Here is a 19,183-nt window from a genome sequence, read left to right as displayed (position 1 = left end):
CTGAGTGTATGAGAATGCCATTCTCATGAATATAGCCGTGATCCTGGAAATGGCCACCTCCGCGGGGGACCGGCCGGCCGTCACGGAGAGCGGCCGCTCGCTCTCCGCGGCCGAGCTCCATCACCTCGCACGCCACGCGGCCGACCGCTTCCGTGACCGCACCGCGGTCCTGTACCAGGGCCCGAACCACCTCGCCTACCCCGTCGCCCTGTTCGGCGCGGCCCTGGCCGGAATCCCGTTCGTCCCCCTCAACTACCGACTCGGCGAGGAGCAGTCGCAAGCCCTGATCGCCCGGCACCCCGGTGCCCAAGTGCTGCGTCCGGCCGACCTCGACGCGCTGCTGACCCCGGGGCCGGGCCAGGCCGAAGGGCGGCCCGTCCCCGAGGACCGCGACGCCACCGCCGTGGTCCTCTACACCAGCGGCACCACCGCCGCCCCCAAGGCGGCCCTGCTGCGGCACCGCCATCTGCTCGCCTACGTCTTCAACACCCAGGACTTCGGCTCGGCGGAGGCGTCCGACGCGACGCTGGTGGCTCTCCCGCCCTACCACGTGGCCGGCCTGATGAACCTGCTGACGAACCTGTACGCCGGTCGCCGCGTCGTCTACCAGGCGGCTTTCGGCCCGGCCGACTGGCTGGCCACGGTGCGCCGGGAGCGGGTCACCCACGCCATGGTCGTCCCCACCATGCTCGCCCGGATCACCGACGAGCTCGCGGACGCGGAGGCCGGTGTGCCCGACCTGCGCAGCCTCGCCTACGGAGGAGCGCGCTGTCCCCGCCCGGTGCTGGAGCGGGCCCTGCGGCAGTTCCCGCGGACCGGGTTCGTCAACGCCTACGGGCTGACCGAGACCGCCTCGTCCGTCTGCGTACTGGGCCCCGACGACCACTGGAGGGCGATCACCTCCGACGACCCGGCGGTACAGGCCCGTCTCGGCTCCGTCGGCCGGCCGCTGCCCGGCGTGGAGGTCGAGATCCGCGACGAGCGCGGGACACGGCTCCAACCCGGGGAGACGGGGCTGGTCTTCGTGCGCGGGGAGCAGATCTCCGGCGAGTACGCGGAGCCAGGCGCGAGAGCGGACGGCGACGGATGGTTCGCCACCCGCGACCGGGGCCGCCTGGACGAGGACGGTTACCTCTTCATCGAGGGGCGCGCCGACGACACCATCATCCGGGGCGGGGAGAACATCGCCCCCGCCGAGATCGAGGACGTCCTGCTCCAGTACCCGGGGGTGCGCGAGGCTGCCGTCCTGGGGCTGCCCGACCCGGAGTGGGGGCAGCGCCTGGTCGCGGTGCTGGTCGGAGCCGGTGACCCGGACGAGATCCGCTCCTTCGCCAAGCAGCGCCTGCGGTCGGCCAAGACCCCGGACACCGTCGTCTTCCGCCCCGAACTGCCTCGCACCCCCACCGGAAAGCTCATGCGCCGCACCCTGGTCGCCGAACTGGAAGAGGCCGCCGATGCCTGACGCCGTGCTCGTCGCCGCCCTGCGCACTCCGATCGGCACCGCCTTCAAGGGGAGCCTGCGCGACACGACCGCCCACGACCTGGCGGACCGTGTCGTCACGGCGGTCGCCGAAGGCCTGTCCCCGGACCTCGTGGACGATCTGATCCTCGCCGAATCGCACTACGGCGGTGGCGTCATCGCCCGCCACGCCGCCGTGACCGCGGGCCTGCCGCAGGTTCCGGGGCTCGCCCTGAACCGCCACTGCGCGGCCGGGCTCGCCGCCGTCTCGACCGCGGCGGCCTCGGTACGGGCCGGCATGGACCGCCTGGTACTCGCCGGCGGCGTCAACTCCGCCTCCACCGCGCCCAAACTGTCCTTCCGGGACCGCGAGCGCTGGGTACCGCCCTCGCATCCCGACCGCCCGGACGCCCCCAACCTCGACATGTCGATCACGGTCGGCTGGAACACCGCCGTACGGGAGGGCCTCACCCGGGCCGAGATGGACGCCTGGGCGCTGCGCTCCCACCGCAACGCCGTCCGCGCCCTCGACGAGGGCCGCTTCACGCAGGAGACCGTGCCGGTCGACACCCCGTACGGCCTCTTCGAGGCGGACGAACACCCGCGCCGCGACACCAGCGCGGAGAAGCTGGCGGCGCTCAAGCCGCTTCACCCGGACATCGACGGCTTCTCCATCACGGCGGGCAACGCCTGCGGCGCCAACGACGCCGCGGCGGCCGTGGCCGTGGCCGACGAGCGCCTGGCACGGGAGAGGCTCGGCCTGCCCGTGCTGGCCAGGGTGTGCTCCTGGGCCTCGGTCGCCCTGGACCCGGCCGAGACCGGTCTGACCCCGGTGCGCGCCATCCCCAAAGCCCTGGCACGGGCGGGGATGACCGTCTCCGACGTGGACCTGTTCGAGATCAACGAGGCCTTCGCGTCGGTACCGCTCGCCGCGATCGGCCGCCTCGAACTCGACCCGGACCGCGTGAACGTCAACGGCAGCGGCTGCTCACTGGGCCACCCGGTGGCCGCGACCGGCACCCGCATGGTCGTCACGCTCGTCCACGAGCTGCGGCGCCGGGGCGGGGGAGTGGGCGTGGCGTCGATGTGCGCGGGAGGCGGCATGGGCTCCGCCCTGGTCCTGGACGTGCCCGCGCCGTGACCGTGGCCGGGTGCCGCGGCAGGCAACGGACGCCCGACGGGCGAACGCCGCCTGGCGCGGCACCAGGTCGCGCCCGCAGACTCCCGCCTGCCGTGCGGCGTCGGGCACGCCCTCTCGCCGCACGGGCGAAGCCCCCAGGTGCGTCCAGTACGAGGGCCTCCGCCCGGCACGCCGGGAGCACGCGCCAGACGCCGCGCGGCCCGCCCTCCGGGTGGACGACGGGACCTTGCGGACACGACCCAGCGCTGACCTAGGCCGTGAACCGCAGCAGTGCCTCCTGCGCGTAGGAGGCGAGCAGTTCGCCCCCCGGGGTGAGGACCTCGCCCCGCCCGAAGCACCGCGCGTGCGCGGCGAGCGGACTGTGCTGGCGCAGGAGTACCCAGTCCCCGGTCGCGAAAGGCCGGTGGAACCACACGGTGTGCGAGGTGACGGCCGAGGTGAACGCCCGACCGGCGTCCCTCTGCGTCAGGCCCTCGACGGGCCGCAGGGCGGTGCCGATGAGCGTGAGATCGGTGGCGTAGGCGAGCAGGGCGGGGGCGACGGGACGCGGAGCCTGCGGGATCCGGGTCCAGATTTCGTACCCGGGAGGCTCGGTCCTCGTCGTGTCGAGCTCGGCTGTCGCCCTGGACTCCCAGGGGAGCAGGCCGAGTTCGACGACGTGCTCCGGCTCGGGCAGCGCCGGCACGGGGGGCGTCGTCTGCCGGTCGGGCCCTTCCTCCCACGCGTGCAGGCTCGCGTTCGCCACCGCGATGACGCCGTGTTCCTGGCGCGCGGTGAGCCGTACCGCTGCGAACGTCCGGCCGTTCTGCGGCAGGTCGGTCTCGTAGCGCACCGGCTCATCCGTGTGCCCCTCCCGCAGAAACTGCGTGTGCAGTGACTTCAGCCCCTTGCCCGGCGCGGTGAGCTGGGCGGCGCAGGCGAACTGGGCGAGCAGTTGCCCGCCGAACAGCCGTCGGTACTCGAGCTGTTGTGAGCGGCCCTCGTACGCCCCCGGTCCGCAGGGCGCGAGGTCGAGGCAGCCGAGCAGGTCGTTCCACAGGTCCGTCACGATGGCTCCTCAGAGGTGCACGAGGCGGGGCGCACCCGTCTCACGCAGCAGCACCCGGCCGGCCTCGCGGGTCAGTTCACGCGTGGAGCCGAGCAGCCCGTCGAGCACCAGGGCACGTTTGACGTGCCGGTGCAGCGCGTGCTCGGCGGTGAAACCGACGCCGCCGAGTGCCTGCTGGCAGTGGCGGGCAGCGGTGAGAGCGGCGCGGCCGGCGGTGGCCTTGGCGAGCAGCGCGCCGGTGTGGTCGGCGGTGTCGGTGAACCGCGCTGCGAGCACGGCCTCGGCCGCTTCCAGTGCCACATGCGTCTCGGCCAGCCGGTGCCGCAGCGCCTGGAAGGAGGCCAGGGGGCGGCCGAACTGCTCCCGGTTCAGGACGTGTTCGCGCGCGAGTGTCGCCATGGCCCGTCCGGTGCCCAGGAGCCACCAGCCCAGCGCCCGGCGCCCTGCCGCCACGGCCGCCGCGGGCAGGTCGCCCGGCTCGGCGCCGCGCAGCGGCAGCCCGGGGTCCAGGGTGCCGGCCGGCGCCCCGTCCCCCCGGGCCCACCGCACCCAGGCCCCTCCCGCGTACGGCAGCGGCACAGTTCCTCCGAGGGGGCGGCCCGCAGCCAGCAGGACGACGTCGTTGAGGACCGGAGCCTGGACGCCGGTCTCCCCGAGCAGCCGGAACACCAGCGGGACGGTGGCGTCCGGCTCCTGTACGAGCATCTCCGCCCAGCCCAGTTCGGCCAGGCTCGCGTCCACGTCGGCTCCCCGCGCGTTCGTCGTCAGCGTCTTGCGCAGGGCGTCTTCCAACAGTGCGCGATCGGTTGCGTCCACCGCCTCTCACTCCTTCCCGAGGTCCAGCAGCCGGCGGGCGACGATGTTGCGCTGGATCTCGGCGGTGCCTCCGTAGATCGTCGCGGCCCGTGAGTAGAGGTACTCGGTGCGCCATGCTCCGTCCGGCGCCAGCTCCACGGCCCCGGGCAGGAGGTCCCGCGCGGTGTCGAAGAGCCGCTGCTCGGCGCCGGCGAGCAGGATCTTGTCCACGGAGGTCTCCGGGCCGAGCCGTCCGCCGTCGGCCAAGGCCCGCTGGGTGGCCGCCGAGCGGCAGCGCACGCCGTGCAGGTCCAGCCACACGGTCCCCAGCGCGTCCGCGTCCGGCTCGCAGTCGTCGGCCAGGAGGCGGTCGAGCCGACTGTAGAGATGGGCGACGCGGTGCCAGAAGCAGGTGGACCGTTCGTGCGGAAGCAGATCCATCGCCAGGCGCCAGCCGTCACCGGGCGAGCCCAGCAGACGGTCGGCGGGGACCCGTACGCCGTCGAAGAACACCTCGGCGAACTCGTCCACGCCGTGCATGGTGCGCAGCGGCCGTACGGTGACGCCGGGGGAGTCCATGTCGACGAAGAAGGCGCTGATCCCGCCGTGTCCGGGCCCTCCCGTCCGGGCCAGCAGGACGCAGCGGGCCGCGTACTGGGCGAGGCTCGTCCAGACCTTCTGCCCCGTCACCACCCAGCCGTCGTCGTGCGGCACCGCCCTGGTCGACAGGGAGGCCAGGTCACTGCCCGAGCCCGGCTCGGAGAAGCCCTGACACCACTGCTCCTGTCCGCTCAGCAGCCGGGGCACCATGTCGGCGGCCAGCGCGGGCGGCGCGTAGTCGATCAGCGTGGGGACCAGCACCTCCACCATCGACCACAGGCCGGGCTCCGTGAGATCCCGCGAGGCGACCTCTTCGCCCAGTACCGCCCGCAGCACGCTCGGGCCGCCGAGCCCGCCGACCGCGTCCGGCCATCCGTGCCGCATCCAGCCCGCCGCCCACAGCTCCCGCCGGACGCGGGCCAGTTGGGCGACCTGGGCGTCCAGACCGTTGTCCCGGCCGGGGGACAGGTTGTGACCGTCCAGCCAGGTGCCCACCGCCTGCTGGAACTCCCCCGTCCTCATCCGCGGGTGTGCTCGAAGGCGTGCGGGCGGCCCGAGTCGTGGGCGCCGCTGCGGCGGATGAAGGTCATGGCCCGGGTGCGCAGCCGCCAGCCCTTGAGGGTGCGGACGTAGGTGTCGTCGTAGTAGCCGATGCGCATCTCGTGCGCGGAGTGCTCGACGAAGCACAGCGGCTGGGTGCCGGAGGCTGTGTCGCCGTCCAGTTCGATCACCGGCGTGCCTACGAGGAACAGCCCTTTCGGGGCGGCGGAGACGAGCGCCGGGAACCCGTCGAGCGGGTAGGTGTCCCCGAAGGCGCTGTAGCTGCCGTCGGGGGTGAACACGGCGAGCACACGGTCCACGTCCCCGCGGGTCATCGCGACCGCGTAACGGGCGAGGAGCTGTTCGATCTCCACCAGGTCGTCGGTGTCGCTCAAGGGCCTCGTCCTCTCGTCTGTGAACCGTCTGCGGACGGTCTTCGGACCGAGCGAGAATTACATTCTCGCTAGAGGAGTATCACTCCGGATGGTTGCTTCTCCAATAGGGAGAAGCTAATTTCCAAGCCATGGATCAGTTCCTGGCCTTCACGGTCGTGGGCCTGAGCACCGCCGCCGTCTACGCCGTGATCGGCACCGGTCTGGTGGTCACCCACGCCACCACAGGTGTGTTCAACTTCGCCCATGGCGCGGCCGGGATGCTGTCCGCCTTCGCCTACTGGCAACTGGCCGTCGGGTGGGGCTGGCCGGTCCCCCTCGCCCTCGCCTTCGTCCTGCTCGTCCTGGCCCCGGCCTTCGGGCTGTTCGTCGAACGCGTGCTGATGCGGCCGGTGCAGGCCCTCGGCGAGGCCGAACGCCTGGTGATGACCGTCGCGCTCCTCACGGGCTGCATCGCGTTCGCCCGCTGGGTGTGGGACCCCAACACCGCGCGCCCGCTCACGCCGTTCCTCGCCGACCGGCCCGCCCTGCGCATCGGCCCGGCCGCGGTCACCTGGCACCAGGCCATCACCATGGCGGTCGCCCTCGCGATCGCCGGAGCCCTGTGGTTCCTGCTGCACCGCACCCGCGCCGGCACGGAGATGCGCGCCTGCGTCGACGACCGGGCGCTCGCGGGCCTCACCGGCGCGGACCCACTGCGCGCCACCCGCCTCGCCTGGGTGCTCGGCATCCAACTCGCCGCCGTCGGCGGCATCCTCATCGCCCCGGCCGTCGCACTCGACGCCCAGCAGCTCTCCCTGCTCATCGTCAGCGCGTACACCGCCGCCGTGTTCGGCCGCCTGCGCAGCCTCCCGCTCACCTTCCTCGGGGCGCTCGTCGTGGGCCTGCTGGAGGCCTACCTCGCCGGATACCTGCCGCAGAACGACTACCTGCCCGGCCTGCGCCTGGCCGCCCCCGCCCTGCTGCTGTTCCTGGCCCTGCTGGCCTTCCCCCACCGCCGGCTGCGCGGCCGGGGCCGCACCCCGGTTCCCGTCCCCCTCCCCACGGCACGCGGCAGCCTCCTCCTGGCGGGCGCCGTCCTGTTGTTCGCCCTGGTGCTGGTGACGGTCCTGACGGAGGACGCCGTCATCTCCTACGGCACACTCTTCCCGCTCGGCGTCATCGCCCTGTCCTTCGTGCCGCTCGCGGGATACACCGGACAGATCTCCCTGTGCCAGCTGTCCATCGCCGGCATCGGAGCCGTGGTCTGGGGACACCTCGGCGCCCACGGCGAGTTGTGGGCACTGCCCGTAGCCGTCCTGGTCGCCGGGGCCGTCGGCGCGCTGATCGCGCTGCCCGCGCTGCGCCTGTCCGGTATCTACCTGGCCCTCGGCACCGCGGCCTTCGCCGTGGTCCTCGACCGTTGGATCTTCACCCTGCCCTCCTTCGAGGTACTGGGCGTGCGCATCGCCTTCTTCGACCAGGGCTCGGTCGCGGTCACCGGCCCCGACCTGTTCGGCCTGCACCTCACGTCCCCGGCCCAGCTGCTGGTGCTCTCCGCCGCCTGCCTCGCCCTCGCCTCGCTCGGTGTGGCCGCGCTGCGCCGCGGCCGCTTCGGCCGCCGGCTGATCGCACTGCGCGACAGCGAGGCCGCCTACGCCACCCTCGGCGGACGGCTCCTCGCCACCAAGACCGCCGTCTTCGCACTGTCCGCGGGCATCGCGGGGCTGGGTGGCGCCCTGTACGGCATGCAGCTGAAGACCGTCACCGCCGAGCAGTTCAACCTCGTCGCCGGACTGCCCCTCTTCCTGATCGCCGTCATCGGCGGTCTCGGCGCCGTCGGCACGGGACTGTTCACCGGCATCGCCTTCGTCGCCCCGGCGCAGCTGCTGCACGGGGCCGGCCCATGGGCCCACGACGTGACGTCCCTGCTCGTCGCCCTCGCCGGCATGGGCCTCGCCCGGAGCCCCAGCGGCGTACTGGCCCGGATGCGCGCCGAATGGCGGCCGCTGGGCCGGAACCGGCCCCTGTTGTCCGCCCTGCTCGCCGTCCTCGGCGGGTGCTGGCTGCTCGCCGCCCTCGACGTGACGAACGGCCGGCTGCTTCTCACGGTCGGCGTCGTCACCGCCCTGCTGCTGCGCTCCCGTGCGACCGCCCGACGGCAGCCGCCCACCGACATCCCGCCCGAGTGGTGGGGCCTGCGCCGCCCCTGGCGGCCCGACGACGGGGAGGTGCTGAGCCGTGCCACCACTGCTGCGCGCTGAGGGGGTCACCGTCTCCTTCGGAGGCCGCCGCGCTCTCGACGGCGTGTCCCTGAGCGCCGAGGCGGGCCGGATCACCGGCCTCATCGGCCCCAACGGCGCCGGAAAGTCCACCCTGTTCGACGTGGTGTGCGGGCTGCGCCGCCCTCGCGCGGGCCGGGTCCGTCTCGGCGACCGCGACATCACCCGCGAGGGTCCCGCCCGCCGCGCCCGGCGCGGCATGTCCCGCACCTTCCAGCACCTGGAGCTCTTCGGCCGCCTCTCCGTGCGCGACAACCTCCTGGTCGCCGCCGAACTCGGTCCCGGCCGCCGCCACGCCGCCCGAACGGCCGACACGGTACTGGAGCGGCTCGGACTGACCGGCGTGGCGGACGACCCCGCGGACACGCTCCCCACCGGCCTGGCCCGCCTCGTCGAGGTCGGCCGCGCCCTCGTCCTGCGCCCACGCGTCCTGCTCCTCGACGAACCCGCGGCCGGACAGGACGCCGACGAGACGGCTCGGTTCGGCCGGCTGCTGCGCTCGCTGGCCGACGAGGGCACGGCCGTTCTGCTCGTCGAGCACGACATGAGCCTGGTCATGACCGTCTGCGACGACGTGTACGTCCTCGACCTGGGCACCGTCGTCGCGGGCGGCCCGCCCGCCCGCGTCCGGCAGGACCCGAGGGTCCTCGCCGCCTATCTGGGGGAAGCACGGCCATGAGCGGACCCCTGCTGGAGCTGGAGGACATCCACGCCGCCCACGGTGCCATCACCGTCCTGCACGCGGTCGACCTGGCCGTCGAGGCGGGCCGGGTGGTGGCTCTCCTCGGCCCCAACGGAGCCGGCAAGACCACCCTCCTGTCGGTCGCCGCCGGAGTGCACCGGCCCAGCTCCGGCCGGTTGCTGCTCGGCGGCCGGGACGCCACCGGCATCCACCCCCGCGACCTCGCCCGCGCCGGCGTGTGCCTGGTGCCTCAGGGCCGCGGCGTCTTCCCCAACCTCTCCGTGCGAGACAACCTCCGGATGATGACCTTCACGGGCCGCGCCCGGCAGGAGATCGAGGAGAACGCCTACGCCCGCTTCCCCGTCCTCGCGACCCGGCGCGCCCAGCCCGCGGGCACGCTCTCCGGCGGCGAACAGCAGATGCTCGCCCTGGCCCGCGGCCTCGCCACCGACCCGGCCGTCCTCCTCCTGGACGAGCTCTCCATGGGCCTCGCCCCGGTGGTCGTCGCCGAGCTGTACGAACTCGTCGTCGAGATCGCCCGGCAGGGCGTCGCCGTGCTCGTCGTCGAGCAGTTCGCCACGGCCGTGCTGAAGATCGCCGACCATGCCGCCGTCCTCGTCCGCGGCCGCATCCGGTGGCAGGGGCACCCCGACGGCTCCCTGCACGCCGAACTCTCCTCCTACTACCTGGGGAGCCCGACATGACCGCACCTCCCGACGCGCGTGCAGAACGGTTCATCCGCGAACTCGCAGAACTCAAGATCCCCGACCCCGCCGCCGCCCGCGCCACCCTCTGGCTGCGCCTGGGCGGAGGGCTCATGGCCGCCGGGCTCGTGCTGGGCATGCTCGCCTTCCCGCTCGCCCACGCCACCGACAACTCCCTCGCCCAGGGCGACGCGCTCGCCATCGGCCTCGGCGGCATCGCCGCCACCGTGGTGGGCGGAGCCCTGTTCCTGCGCTACTCGCTCACCGGATTCCTGCGCTTCTGGCTCGCCCGCCAGTCCTACGACCTGGACCGGCTCGGGGAGACGCTCGCCCCGCCCGCACCAGCACCCGCACCCGCACACCAAGGAGAACCGCGCCATGGCGTCACCCCCCACCCCGGGCCTGCGCCCCGGTGACCAACTGGCCTCGGTCACCGGCACCACCCGCGTCATCGTGATCCGGGCTCCGCAGCAGGTGACGGGCCCGGTCGAATGCGGCGGCAGCCCGATGCTGCCGGCCCAGGAAGCCCCCGCCCCGCAGCCGTCGGGCCAGGCTCCGGACACCCTCATCGGCAAGCGCTACGTCGACCCGGCCGACACGCTCGAACTCCTCTGCACCGCCTCCGGCGCCGGCCGCCTCACGTACGCAGGAGAGCCCCTGGCGATCAAACCGCCCAAGGCCCTGCCCGCCTCGGACTGATCCGCCCCTCAGCCACAAGGAGTCCCATGGACCGCGACGACATGATCCTCATCAGCGTCGACGACCACATCATCGAACCGCCGGACCTGTTCGCCAACCACCTGCCCGCCCGCTACAAGAAGGACGCTCCGCGTCTGGTCCACAGCGAGGACGGCAGCGACGTCTGGCAGTTCCGGGACGCCCGGATAGGCAACGCGGCGCTCAACGCGGTCGCGGGCCGGCCCAAGGAGGAGTACGGCATGGAGCCGCAGGGCCTGGAGGAGATCCGGCCCGGCTGCTACGACGTCGACGAACGCGTCGCCGACATGAACGCCGGCGGCGTCCTCGCCCAGATGAACTTCCCCTCCTTCCCCGGCTTCTCCGCCCGCCTGTTCGCCACCGAGGACTCCGACTTCTCGCTCGCCCTGGTGCGCGCCTACAACGACTGGCACATCGACGAGTGGTGCGCCGCCCATCCCGGCCGCTTCATCCCCATGGCACTCCCCGCCATCTGGGACGCCGAACTGTGCGCCCAGGAGATAAGACGGGTCGCCGAGAAGGGCTGTCACGCCCTCACCTTCCCGGAAAACCCCGTCCCGCTCGGCTACCCCAGCTTCCACTCCGAGTACTGGGACCCGGTATGGCGGGCCCTGACCGACTGCGGCACGGTCATGAATCTGCACATCGGGTCCTCCGGCCGCCTCGCCATCACCGCGCCCGACGCGCCGCCGGACGTGATGATGACCCTCCAGCCCATCAACCTGGTGCAGGCGGCCGCGGACCTGATGTGGTCCCGCGTCCTCAAGGAGTACCCGGCCATCAGGATCGCGCTGTCGGAGGGCGGCACCGGCTGGATCCCGTACTTCCTGGACCGTCTCGACCGCACCTACGAGATGCACGCCACCTGGACCCTCCAGGACTTCGGTGGCAAGCAGCCCTCGGAGATCTTCCGCGAGCACTTCCTGACCTGCTTCATCAGCGACCCGATCGGGGTGAAGCTCCGTCACGACATCGGCATCGACAACATCTGCTGGGAGGCCGACTACCCGCACAGCGACTCGATGTGGCCCAACGCCCCCGAGGAACTCCACGAGGTGCTGACCGCGCACTCCGTGCCGGACGTCGACATCGACAAGATGACGCACGCGAACGCGATGCGCTGGTACTCCTTCGACCCGTTCACCCACGTCCCCCGCGAACAGGCCACCGTGGGCGCGCTGCGCAGGGCCGCGGGGGACCACGACGTGTCCGTCAGGTCCCGCAGCCGCCAGATCATCGCCCCCGCCGAGAAGCTGGCCGTCTACCGCAGGAAGGCTGAGGCCGCGCTCGCCGCCGCGCAGCAGAAGGGGGGCTGACCGGCGGACGCAGGCGGCGGCCGGCTCCGGCGGCCCGCTCTGGCCGGCCGAGTCGCCGGCCACGGCGGGCGGGCCTCAGCCGCGCCGTTCCCTCGCGCGCACCAGGCCGGTCTCGTAGGCGATGACGACGAGCTGGGCACGGTCGCGGGCGCCGAGTTTGGCCATCGCCCGGTTGGCGTGGGTCTTGACGGTCACGGGCGTGACGAAGAGGCGTTCGGCGATCTCGTCGTTGGCCAGGCCGGAGCCCACCAGGGTCAGCACCTCCCGTTCCCGGGGGGTCAGGGTGGCCAGGCGGGCGGCGTCGACGAAATCGCCGGGGGAGGGCTGGGCGAGGACACGGGCGATGAGGCCCTTGGTGGCCGTCGGGGAGAGCAGTGCCTCTCCGCCGGCCACCAGGCGGACGGCGTCGAGCAGTTGAGCCGGTTCGACTCCCTTGCCCAGGAATCCGCTCGCCCCCGCCCGCAGGGCCTCGATGACGAGGTCGTCCTCCTCGAAGGTGGTCAGGACGAGGACCTTCACCCCGGCCAGGTCCTCGTCCTGGGCGATCAGCCGGGTCGCCTCGATACCGTCGACCTCGGGCATCCGGATGTCCATGACCACCACGTCGGCGCGCTCGGCCCGGGCCAGCCGGGCCGCCTCCCGTCCGTTGGAGGCCTCCGCGACGACGTCCATGTCGGGCTGTGCGTCGATGAGCAGCCGGAAGGTGCCGCGGAGCAGGGCCTGGTCGTCGGCGAGCAGGACGCGAATGGACATGGACGGTCTCTTCCTCAGGGGGCGTCAGGCAGGGAGGGGGCGAGGGAGAGCGGCAGGTCGGCGACGACCTGGAAACCGCCCTCCGGCCGGGGCCCGGCGGTGATGGTACCGCCGATGGCGATGGCCCGCTCGCGCATCCCGATCAGGCCGTGGCCGCCGCCCGCGCCCTTCGGCGTACCGGGGCGCCCGTCGTCCGTCACGGTGACCCGCAGCGCGTGCACGCCGTAGTCCAGGACCACCGCGGTCCGGGTCGCGGACGCGTGTTTGTGCGTGTTGGTGAGGGCCTCCTGGATGATGCGGTAGGCGGTCAGTTCGGTGGCCGGCGCCAGGGGCGAGGGAGCCCCGGTCCGGGCCACCCACACGGACAGCCCGCTCGCCTGGAACCCGCCGACCAGAGCGTCGAGATCGGCCAGACGCGGGATGGGTGCCCGCGAGCCCGGCGCGTCGTCGGGCTGACGCAACAGGCCGACGGTGGCCCGCAGTTCGTCGAGCGCGGCGCGGCTGTTGTCCTTGATGTGGGCGAGCGCCTCGTACGCCTGGTCGGGGTTGGCGCGCATGAGGTGGTGAGCCACGCCGGCCTGGGCGTTGACCAGGGTGATGTGGTGGGCGACGACGTCGTGCAGGTCGCGCGCGATGCGCACGCGTTCCTCCGCGACCCGGCGCCGGGCCTCTTCCTCCCGTGTGCGTTCGGCGTGGTCCACACGTTCCCTGGCCGCCGCGAGGCTCTGACGGCGGTTGAGGACGGCGCGGCCGAGCGCGGTGGCTGCGAGTGCGAAGTCGAACCGCAACAGGCTGGCCCCCGCCACCACGGACTCCGCGTGTGTCGCGGCGTAGACACCGGTGATCGCCACGGCCGAGACGGAGCCGACGATCCACGCGGTGCGCCGGCTGCCGAGGAGGGCCAGGGTGTACAGGGCGATCAGGCTCGCCGCCGGGGTCGGCGCGATGTGCGGGGCGACGGCCATCAGCGTGAGGTCGCCCGCCACCGTGAACAGGGCCACGCCCAGCGGCCAGCGGCTCCGGAAGGCCAACGGCACGCAGGACAGCGCCGTCCACACGACATCGTGCCAACGAGGCTGCTGCCAGCCGTGCTGACCGGCGGCGGTCGCCCCCGCGGCGATCACGAGCAGAGGCACCGCGGGCAGGACGTCGGTGATCCGGTCATGACGGGCCAGCCACTGTCGCCACATCATGGGCAGTTCCATTCTCTCACTCTAAGCAGCGCCGGCCGGTGGAAGGCGAGGTCACCCGCCTTCCACCGGCCCGCGTGCGATGTCGGTCCGTCGTGCTGGAGGTCAGCGGGTCAGGCCACTGGTCTGAGGCTCCTGCACCGCGTGCAGCAGCAGCGTGGGCTCGTCGGCGGGGCCTTCCACGGAGACGTTGGGCAGGGCCTTGTCCAGGCGGCGGGGCAGCCACCAGTTGGCCCGTCCGCACAGGTGCATCAGCGCCGGTACGACGACCATGCGGATCAGCAGGGCGTCGACGGCGACGGCGACGGCGAGGCTGACGCCGAACTCGGAGATGACGCGCATGCCGCCGAAGACGAAGGAACCGAACACGCAGACCATGATGGTCGCGGCGACGACGATCACCTTGCCGGTCTCGGCCTGTCCGACCCGGACCGCGCGGTGGCTGTCGCCGGTGTGCGTCCACTCCTCGCGCATCCGGCTGACCAGGAAGACCTGGTAGTCCATGGACAGGCCGAACATGATGCCGACGACCAGGATCGGCACGAACGACTCGATCGGTCCGCCGGCCCCGAGCCCGAGCGCTCCGGCGCCGAAGCCGTACTGGAAGACCACCACGATCGCGCCGAAGGCGACCCCGATGCTGAGGATGTTGAGCAGTGCGCCGACCGCCGGGATGAGCAGGCTGCGGAAGGCGACGGTCAGCAGCAGGAATCCCAGGGCGGCGATCACCAGCACGAAGATCGGAAGCTTGCCCATCAGGACCGAAGCGAAGTCGTCGTTGCTCGCGGTGACACCACCCACGTAGACCTTCATCGACGTCCCCTGCTCAGCCTCGGGGATCACGTCGTCCCGCAGGTGATGGATGAGGTCGGACGTGGCCTCCGACTGCGGGGAGGTCGTCGGGACGACCTGGATCACACCGACGGTCTGCCCGTCCTTCATGGGCGCGGCGTTGGCGTCGGCGACACCGTCGACCTGCTCGAGAGCGGTGACGAGCTTCGCCTCGGCGGCCTTGTCGGCGGCGGTGGGGGCCTGGACGGCGAGCACGAGGGGGCCGTTGAAGCCGGGGCCGAAGCCGTCGGCGATCATGTCGTACGCCTGACGGTTCGTCGAGGTCGTGGGCAGGTTGCCGTCGTCGGACGCCCCCAGGCGCAGCGACAGCGTCGGCAGCGCGAGAGCGGCGAGCACGGCCAGGGCGACGACACCCAGGGTCTTGGGCCGCGCCTGGACGCGCTCGGCCCACCGGTGCCACAGCCCGCCGCGCCCGGAGGACGGGCGGCTCGCCCGACCAGCCGTGCCGTGGCGCTCCTTCTTGCTGAGGACGCGCGGGCCGATCATGCCGAGCAGCGCCGGGAGCAGGGTGATGGCGGCCAGCACGGTCAGGACGACGGTGACGGCCGCGCCGATCGCCATGCCGTTGATGATGCCGACGTTCAGGGTGAGCATGCCCAGCAGCGCGACGACGACGGTCAGACCGGCGAACACCACGGCCCGCCCGGAGGTGTTGAGGGACTTGGCGACCGACTCGGCGACGCCCATGCCCGCCATGAGGTTGGCGCGGTGGCGGTTGACGATGAAGAGCGCGTAGTCGATGCCCACGCCCAGACCGATCAGCGAACCCAGGGTCAGTGTGGTGTCGGAGAGCGTGATGACGTGGCTGAGCAGCATCACCGCGACCGCGGAGGTGCCGACACCGACGACGGCCGTGAGGATCGGCAGCGCCGCCACCCAGATCGCCCGGAAGACGAACAGCAACACGACGAAGGCGAGGACGATGCCCATGGCGTCGGCTACCGCGTTGGGTTCGGGGTTGACGGTGAACGCCTGCCCGTTGAGGGCGATGTGCAGGTTCTCCGACTCCGGGCCGGTGGCGAGTTCCTTCACATGGTCGACCTGGGCGTCCTCCACGTCCCGGTCGAACGCGACCGAGGCGTAGGCCGTCCGACTGTCCTTGCTGATCTGTCCCTGGCCGGCCGGCGTGTAGGGGCTGGTCACCCCGGCGACGCCCGGCGCCTCGGCTATCTCCTTCAGGGTCTTGGTCATCGTCTGCTCGGCGGCGGGCTCGGTGACCCTTCCGCCGTTCACCTGCCAGACCACCCTGCCGCTCTTGCCCGCCGCGCTGTTGGAGGCCTGCTGGAGCAGTGCCGTCGCCCGGGCTGAGTCGGTGTCCTGCGAGGTCGGGCTGTTGCCGAAGGCGCTGCCGGCCGCACCGACTCCGGCACCGAGAGCGAGCAACAAGCCCACCCAGACCAGGACGACGGCTAGCCGGTGCCGGTGGCACCAGCGGGCGAGAGAGGACATCGACGAGCCTTTCGAGGGGACTGCCATGTGCGTGTGGGCCGACGATCTCGACCCACCCGAACAGTCGCAGTTCTCCGGCCTCTCGTCGTTGGCCGTACGCAGGCTCTTTCGTCTACTGCGATCGCAGCAGATCGGCGGCGACCGCTCGGCAGCGAAACGGGAGCGCCGCAGTGCCGGGCGATGTCGCGCAGCTCGGTGGTGTCGATGATGTGGGCCCGTGAGGGGAAGACGTGGTGGAGCAGGACATCGTGGACTTCGGTGTCCGGGTCGGCGACACCGTCAGCCAGGACGTGGAGCCGGTAGTCGCCGTCGGCCGCGTCGATGACGGTGGACAGGACGGCGCCACTGGTGCTGATGCCGGACACGACCAGAGTGGTGATGCCACGCTCGCGTAGTTGCTGGTCGAGGTCGGTGGTGGACATGCCGCCGTAGCGGGTCTTGCGCACGACGATGTCGCTGTCCTGAGGGGCCAGGCGCTCGTGGATGGCAGCGGCAGGCGCCTCGTGGTGCATGACGCGGTGTCGGGCCAGCGGGGCGAAGGACTTGTTGGAGGCTGGGATCGCGTCCCAGTCGGTACCGGTGAAGCCGACGCGTACGTAGGCGATGGTGCCGCCGTTTGCGCGGACGTCGACGACGGCCCCTTCCACACCACCGAGCAGCGCGTTTCGGTCCTCGCCTTCGGGCACAAAGGCCAGGATCGCGGGCTGGTGGTCCATGACGAGAAGAGCGGTGCGGGCGGGGTCAAGCGCGGGGGCAGTGCTCCCGGGAGTTCTCCTTGACCGGTGGTGTGCCAGGTCGACGCGGACACGCGTCGGCGGACCGGCTGCGGCCTGCGGGTGGCAAGTTGTGGTGCCTCATGAGTGGCTGCGGGACAGTTCCGGCTCGTGCTGTGACGTCTGGTCGTGTCGGGGAAGCAGGAGCGGTGTGGTCAAGATGAGCAGTCCTGCGACCGTGAGAGCGGTACGTGGGCTGGTGGCGTCGGCGAGCAGCCCGGCGAGTGCGGTGAGGACGGCGATGGACGCCTGCTGGCCGATCGACCAGGCCGACAGGGTGCGGGCGACGAGATGCTTTGGGGTGTGCTCGAGCCGGTAGGTGGCGAGCACCGGGCTGTACAGGCTCATGTTGATGATGATTGCCAGCTCGACGGCGATCACGGTGACGAGGCCGACGACGCCGGGACGGACAAAGGCCAGGCCGATCAGCCAGATGGCGCGCAAGGTGCCGACGGTCCGGAACCAGTGCCGGCCGAAGCGAGCCACGACACGACGGGCCAGCCGCGAGCCGATGAGTCCGCCGAGACAGGGGGCGGCGAAGGCGAGGGCGTACTGCCAGGGCGGGAACCCGAACTGGCGAAGCAGGACCACGGCGAGCAGCGGCTCGGTGGCCATGATCAGCCCGGCGACGAGCATTTGGTTGAGGTAGAGGGCACGCAGACCGGGGTGGCCCATGAGGTGTCGCCAGCCGTCGAGCAGTGCGCTCGCCCGGACCGGGCTCTTGTCGGTCGTTCGCTGCGCTTCTTCCTGGCCGCGGATCGCGGTGATGCCCAACGCGGAGAGCAAATGGCTGAGCGCGTCGGCCACCACGGTGGTGACCGGCCCGAACAGGCCGATCGCCGCCCCGCCCAGCGGTGGCCCCACTGCGATGGAGCTCCAGTTCGTGGACTCGAACCGCGCGTTGGCGATGAGCAGGTCGTCCGGCCGCACGAGGGCCTTGAGACAGGCGCCGCCGGCCGCATTGAACGCGATCTTGGCTGCGGCGACCACGGCGGAGACCACGAGCAGTTGGACGAAACTGAGCCATCCGAAGGCGTAGGCGACCGGGATGGTCGCCATGGCCGTGAACCGGGCCAGGTCCATCATGATCATGACTGGGCGCTTGTGCCGGAACTCCACCCATGGCGCGAGCGGCACCGCAATCAGCGCACCCACCGCAGGTCCCACCGCCGACAGGGCGGACACCTCGGCGGGTCCGGCATGCAGCACCAGCACGGCGATCAGCGGCAAAGCCCCGAACCCCAGCCCGGACCCATATGCGCTCACCGCATATGACGCCCACAGCCAGCCGAACTGCCGACCCAACCGTCTCCTGCCCACCACGCTCAGCGCACTCCCTTTGAGGCCCCACCGGAACAAACTGACGTTGACCATGGAGAGATAAGCGGGCAGGACAACAGCAGGTCAAACAACTGACCTGCCGGCAATCCACAACAATCAGTTGTTCACTAAGGTGGGTCGGCGTGGATCTCGAAGCAGTGCGTACCTTCGTCGCCGTCGCGGAAGCGGGCCAGTTCCAGAAAGCCGCCGCCGACCTTTCGATCACCCAGCAGGCCGTCTCCAAACGCATCGCCGCGCTGGAGCGCACCCTCGGCGTGCGATTGTTCACCCGTGCCCCACGCGGAGCTGAGCTCACCATCGATGGTCAGGCGTTCCTGCCCCACGCACGCGAGCTGCTGCGCGTCGCCGAGCGTGCAGGCGCGTCCGTGCGCCCCGGCCACCGTCCGCTTCGCGTCGACGTGATCGCCTCGCGCAGCGCGCAGTCGAGCCTGATGCGCGGTTTCCATCGCGCACACCCCGAGATCGACCTCGACGTGATGATGCTGTTCGACATCGAGACCGCCGTCACCGCCATTCGCTCCGGTGCGATCGACGCGTCCTTCCGCGCCGTCGCCGCGCCAGGCCGACCCCTCCCCGAGGACATCGAGTCCATCCGGGTGCTCGACGAGCCGCTCCAGCTCCTCACCGGCCCCGCCCACGCATTGGCAGGCGCCCGGTCCGTGACCGTCGCCCAGCTCACCGGGCACCGGATCTGGATGCCCGGCATCGCCCCCGGTACCGAGTGGGGCGCCTACTACGACGACCTCGTCGCCGAGTTCGGCCTCACCATTGAGGTGACCGGCCCCAACTTCGGCTCCGACGCGCTCCTCGACACCATCTCCGACACCCCGGCCCTGGCCACCTTCATGGGCGAGCACACCCGCCTCATCTGGCCCGCTGACCACGGCCTGCGCCGCATCCCGGTGACCGACCCGACGCCCGTCTACCCGCACTCGCTCCTCTGGCACCGCGACAACCCCCACCCGGCGCTGGCCACCCTCCGCACCCACCTCGCCGCCACGACGGCCGACCACGACGCCGCCGGCACCTGGGCACCGGGCTGGGTGATTCCGCGCTGAACGGCCCCTTTCCTGCCGGTCCTGATGCTCTCGAGGGAGTGGTTGCATTCGGCCGGGAGTGCGATGCGGCACTCGGACGCCCGGGGCTTGGTGAGGAGATGCGTGAGGCCGC

General features: G+C 72.0%; 18 protein-coding genes. 9 read left to right on the top strand and 9 right to left on the bottom strand.

The genetic code is table 11. The annotated features are described in order from the left end of the window. The first annotated feature begins 25 nt into the window (after window positions 1-25). A complete protein-coding gene (locus ACIRS4_RS03945; RefSeq protein ID WP_404189512.1) occupies window positions 26-1,462 on the top strand; it encodes a class I adenylate-forming enzyme family protein in 1,437 nt (478 codons plus the stop codon). Then, complete coding sequence (locus ACIRS4_RS03940; RefSeq protein WP_404189509.1) at window positions 1,455-2,600, top strand: thiolase family protein; 1,146 nt, start codon at window positions 1,455-1,457, stop codon at window positions 2,598-2,600. The genes ACIRS4_RS03945 and ACIRS4_RS03940 overlap by 8 nt, the downstream gene beginning before the upstream one ends. Before the next feature lie 250 nt (window positions 2,601-2,850). On the opposite strand, the gene ACIRS4_RS03935 is transcribed toward ACIRS4_RS03940, so the two are convergent. From ACIRS4_RS03935 to ACIRS4_RS03920, 4 genes are read right to left on the bottom strand one after another with little or no spacing between them, the layout of a single operon-like run. Next, window positions 2,851-3,648, bottom strand: a complete 798-nt coding sequence (locus tag ACIRS4_RS03935) for an acyl-CoA thioesterase (RefSeq protein ID WP_404189507.1) — start codon at window positions 3,646-3,648, stop codon at window positions 2,851-2,853. Window positions 3,649-3,657: 9 nt separating this feature from the next. Continuing rightward, complete coding sequence (locus ACIRS4_RS03930; protein ID WP_404189504.1) at window positions 3,658-4,464, bottom strand: acyl-CoA dehydrogenase family protein; 807 nt, start codon at window positions 4,462-4,464, stop codon at window positions 3,658-3,660. A gap of 6 nt (window positions 4,465-4,470) precedes the next feature. Next, window positions 4,471-5,565, bottom strand: coding sequence for an acyl-CoA dehydrogenase family protein (locus tag ACIRS4_RS03925; RefSeq protein ID WP_404189501.1), 1,095 nt, complete (start codon window positions 5,563-5,565; stop codon window positions 4,471-4,473). Continuing rightward, complete coding sequence (locus tag ACIRS4_RS03920) at window positions 5,562-5,978, bottom strand: nuclear transport factor 2 family protein (protein WP_404189498.1); 417 nt, start codon at window positions 5,976-5,978, stop codon at window positions 5,562-5,564. The genes ACIRS4_RS03925 and ACIRS4_RS03920 overlap by 4 nt, the downstream gene beginning before the upstream one ends. A 128-nt stretch (window positions 5,979-6,106) precedes the next feature. On the opposite strand from ACIRS4_RS03920, the gene ACIRS4_RS03915 reads away from it, so the two are divergent. The 6 genes from ACIRS4_RS03915 to ACIRS4_RS03890 are packed head-to-tail and all read left to right on the top strand — an operon-like array spanning window position 6,107 to window position 11,655. Further along, window positions 6,107-8,218 carry an ABC transporter permease gene (locus ACIRS4_RS03915; RefSeq protein WP_404189494.1) on the top strand — a complete coding sequence of 704 codons (2,112 nt, stop codon included), beginning with the start codon at window positions 6,107-6,109 and terminating at the stop codon, window positions 8,216-8,218. Further along, window positions 8,196-8,915 carry an ABC transporter ATP-binding protein gene (locus ACIRS4_RS03910; protein ID WP_404189491.1) on the top strand — a complete coding sequence of 240 codons (720 nt, stop codon included), beginning with the start codon at window positions 8,196-8,198 and terminating at the stop codon, window positions 8,913-8,915. The genes ACIRS4_RS03915 and ACIRS4_RS03910 overlap by 23 nt, the downstream gene beginning before the upstream one ends. Continuing rightward, complete coding sequence (locus ACIRS4_RS03905) at window positions 8,912-9,622, top strand: ABC transporter ATP-binding protein (protein WP_404189488.1); 711 nt, start codon at window positions 8,912-8,914, stop codon at window positions 9,620-9,622. The genes ACIRS4_RS03910 and ACIRS4_RS03905 overlap by 4 nt, the downstream gene beginning before the upstream one ends. Further along, window positions 9,619-10,038, top strand: a complete 420-nt coding sequence (locus ACIRS4_RS03900; RefSeq protein WP_404189485.1) for a hypothetical protein — start codon at window positions 9,619-9,621, stop codon at window positions 10,036-10,038. Before ACIRS4_RS03905 ends, ACIRS4_RS03900 begins: the two co-directional genes overlap by 4 nt. Further along, window positions 10,001-10,321: a hypothetical protein gene (locus ACIRS4_RS03895; RefSeq protein ID WP_404189482.1), complete on the top strand. Its 321-nt coding sequence runs from the start codon at window positions 10,001-10,003 to the stop codon at window positions 10,319-10,321. The genes ACIRS4_RS03900 and ACIRS4_RS03895 overlap by 38 nt, the downstream gene beginning before the upstream one ends. Before the next feature lie 26 nt (window positions 10,322-10,347). Further along, window positions 10,348-11,655, top strand: coding sequence for an amidohydrolase family protein (locus ACIRS4_RS03890; protein ID WP_404189479.1), 1,308 nt, complete (start codon window positions 10,348-10,350; stop codon window positions 11,653-11,655). A gap of 75 nt (window positions 11,656-11,730) precedes the next feature. Here the strand turns inward: ACIRS4_RS03890 and ACIRS4_RS03885 are convergent, their stop codons facing one another. The 5 genes from ACIRS4_RS03885 to ACIRS4_RS03865 all read right to left on the bottom strand — a co-directional run bounded on the left by ACIRS4_RS03885 (window position 11,731) and on the right by ACIRS4_RS03865 (window position 17,995). Next, the gene (locus tag ACIRS4_RS03885; protein WP_404189477.1) at window positions 11,731-12,408 is read right to left on the bottom strand and encodes a response regulator; all 678 of its coding nucleotides are present in this window, start codon (window positions 12,406-12,408) and stop codon (window positions 11,731-11,733) included. 14 nt (window positions 12,409-12,422) lie between these two features. Then, entirely contained in the window at window positions 12,423-13,613 is a 1,191-nt protein-coding gene (locus tag ACIRS4_RS03880) for a sensor histidine kinase (RefSeq protein ID WP_404189475.1), read from the bottom strand. A gap of 90 nt (window positions 13,614-13,703) precedes the next feature. Next, window positions 13,704-15,899 (bottom strand): MMPL family transporter, encoded by a 2,196-nt coding sequence (locus ACIRS4_RS03875; RefSeq protein WP_404189472.1) that lies wholly within the window; start codon window positions 15,897-15,899, stop codon window positions 13,704-13,706. Further along, on the bottom strand, window positions 15,860-16,693 hold the full coding sequence (locus tag ACIRS4_RS03870) for a cysteine hydrolase family protein (RefSeq protein ID WP_404189811.1): 834 nt from the start codon (window positions 16,691-16,693) through the stop codon (window positions 15,860-15,862). The genes ACIRS4_RS03875 and ACIRS4_RS03870 overlap by 40 nt, the downstream gene beginning before the upstream one ends. Window positions 16,694-16,753: 60 nt before the next feature. Further along, the gene (locus tag ACIRS4_RS03865; RefSeq protein ID WP_404189469.1) at window positions 16,754-17,995 is read right to left on the bottom strand and encodes an MFS transporter; all 1,242 of its coding nucleotides are present in this window, start codon (window positions 17,993-17,995) and stop codon (window positions 16,754-16,756) included. Window positions 17,996-18,135: 140 nt separating this feature from the next. Between ACIRS4_RS03865 and ACIRS4_RS03860 the strand changes: the two genes are divergently transcribed. Beyond that, window positions 18,136-19,071 (top strand): LysR family transcriptional regulator, encoded by a 936-nt coding sequence (locus ACIRS4_RS03860; protein ID WP_404189466.1) that lies wholly within the window; start codon window positions 18,136-18,138, stop codon window positions 19,069-19,071. Window positions 19,072-19,183: the final 112 nt, after the last annotated feature.

It is taken from the genome of Streptomyces sp. NPDC101166 (assembly GCF_044768125.1).
GTDB lineage: Bacteria > Actinomycetota > Actinomycetes > Streptomycetales > Streptomycetaceae > Streptomyces.
This window is presented reverse-complemented; position numbering and strand designations above follow the sequence as displayed.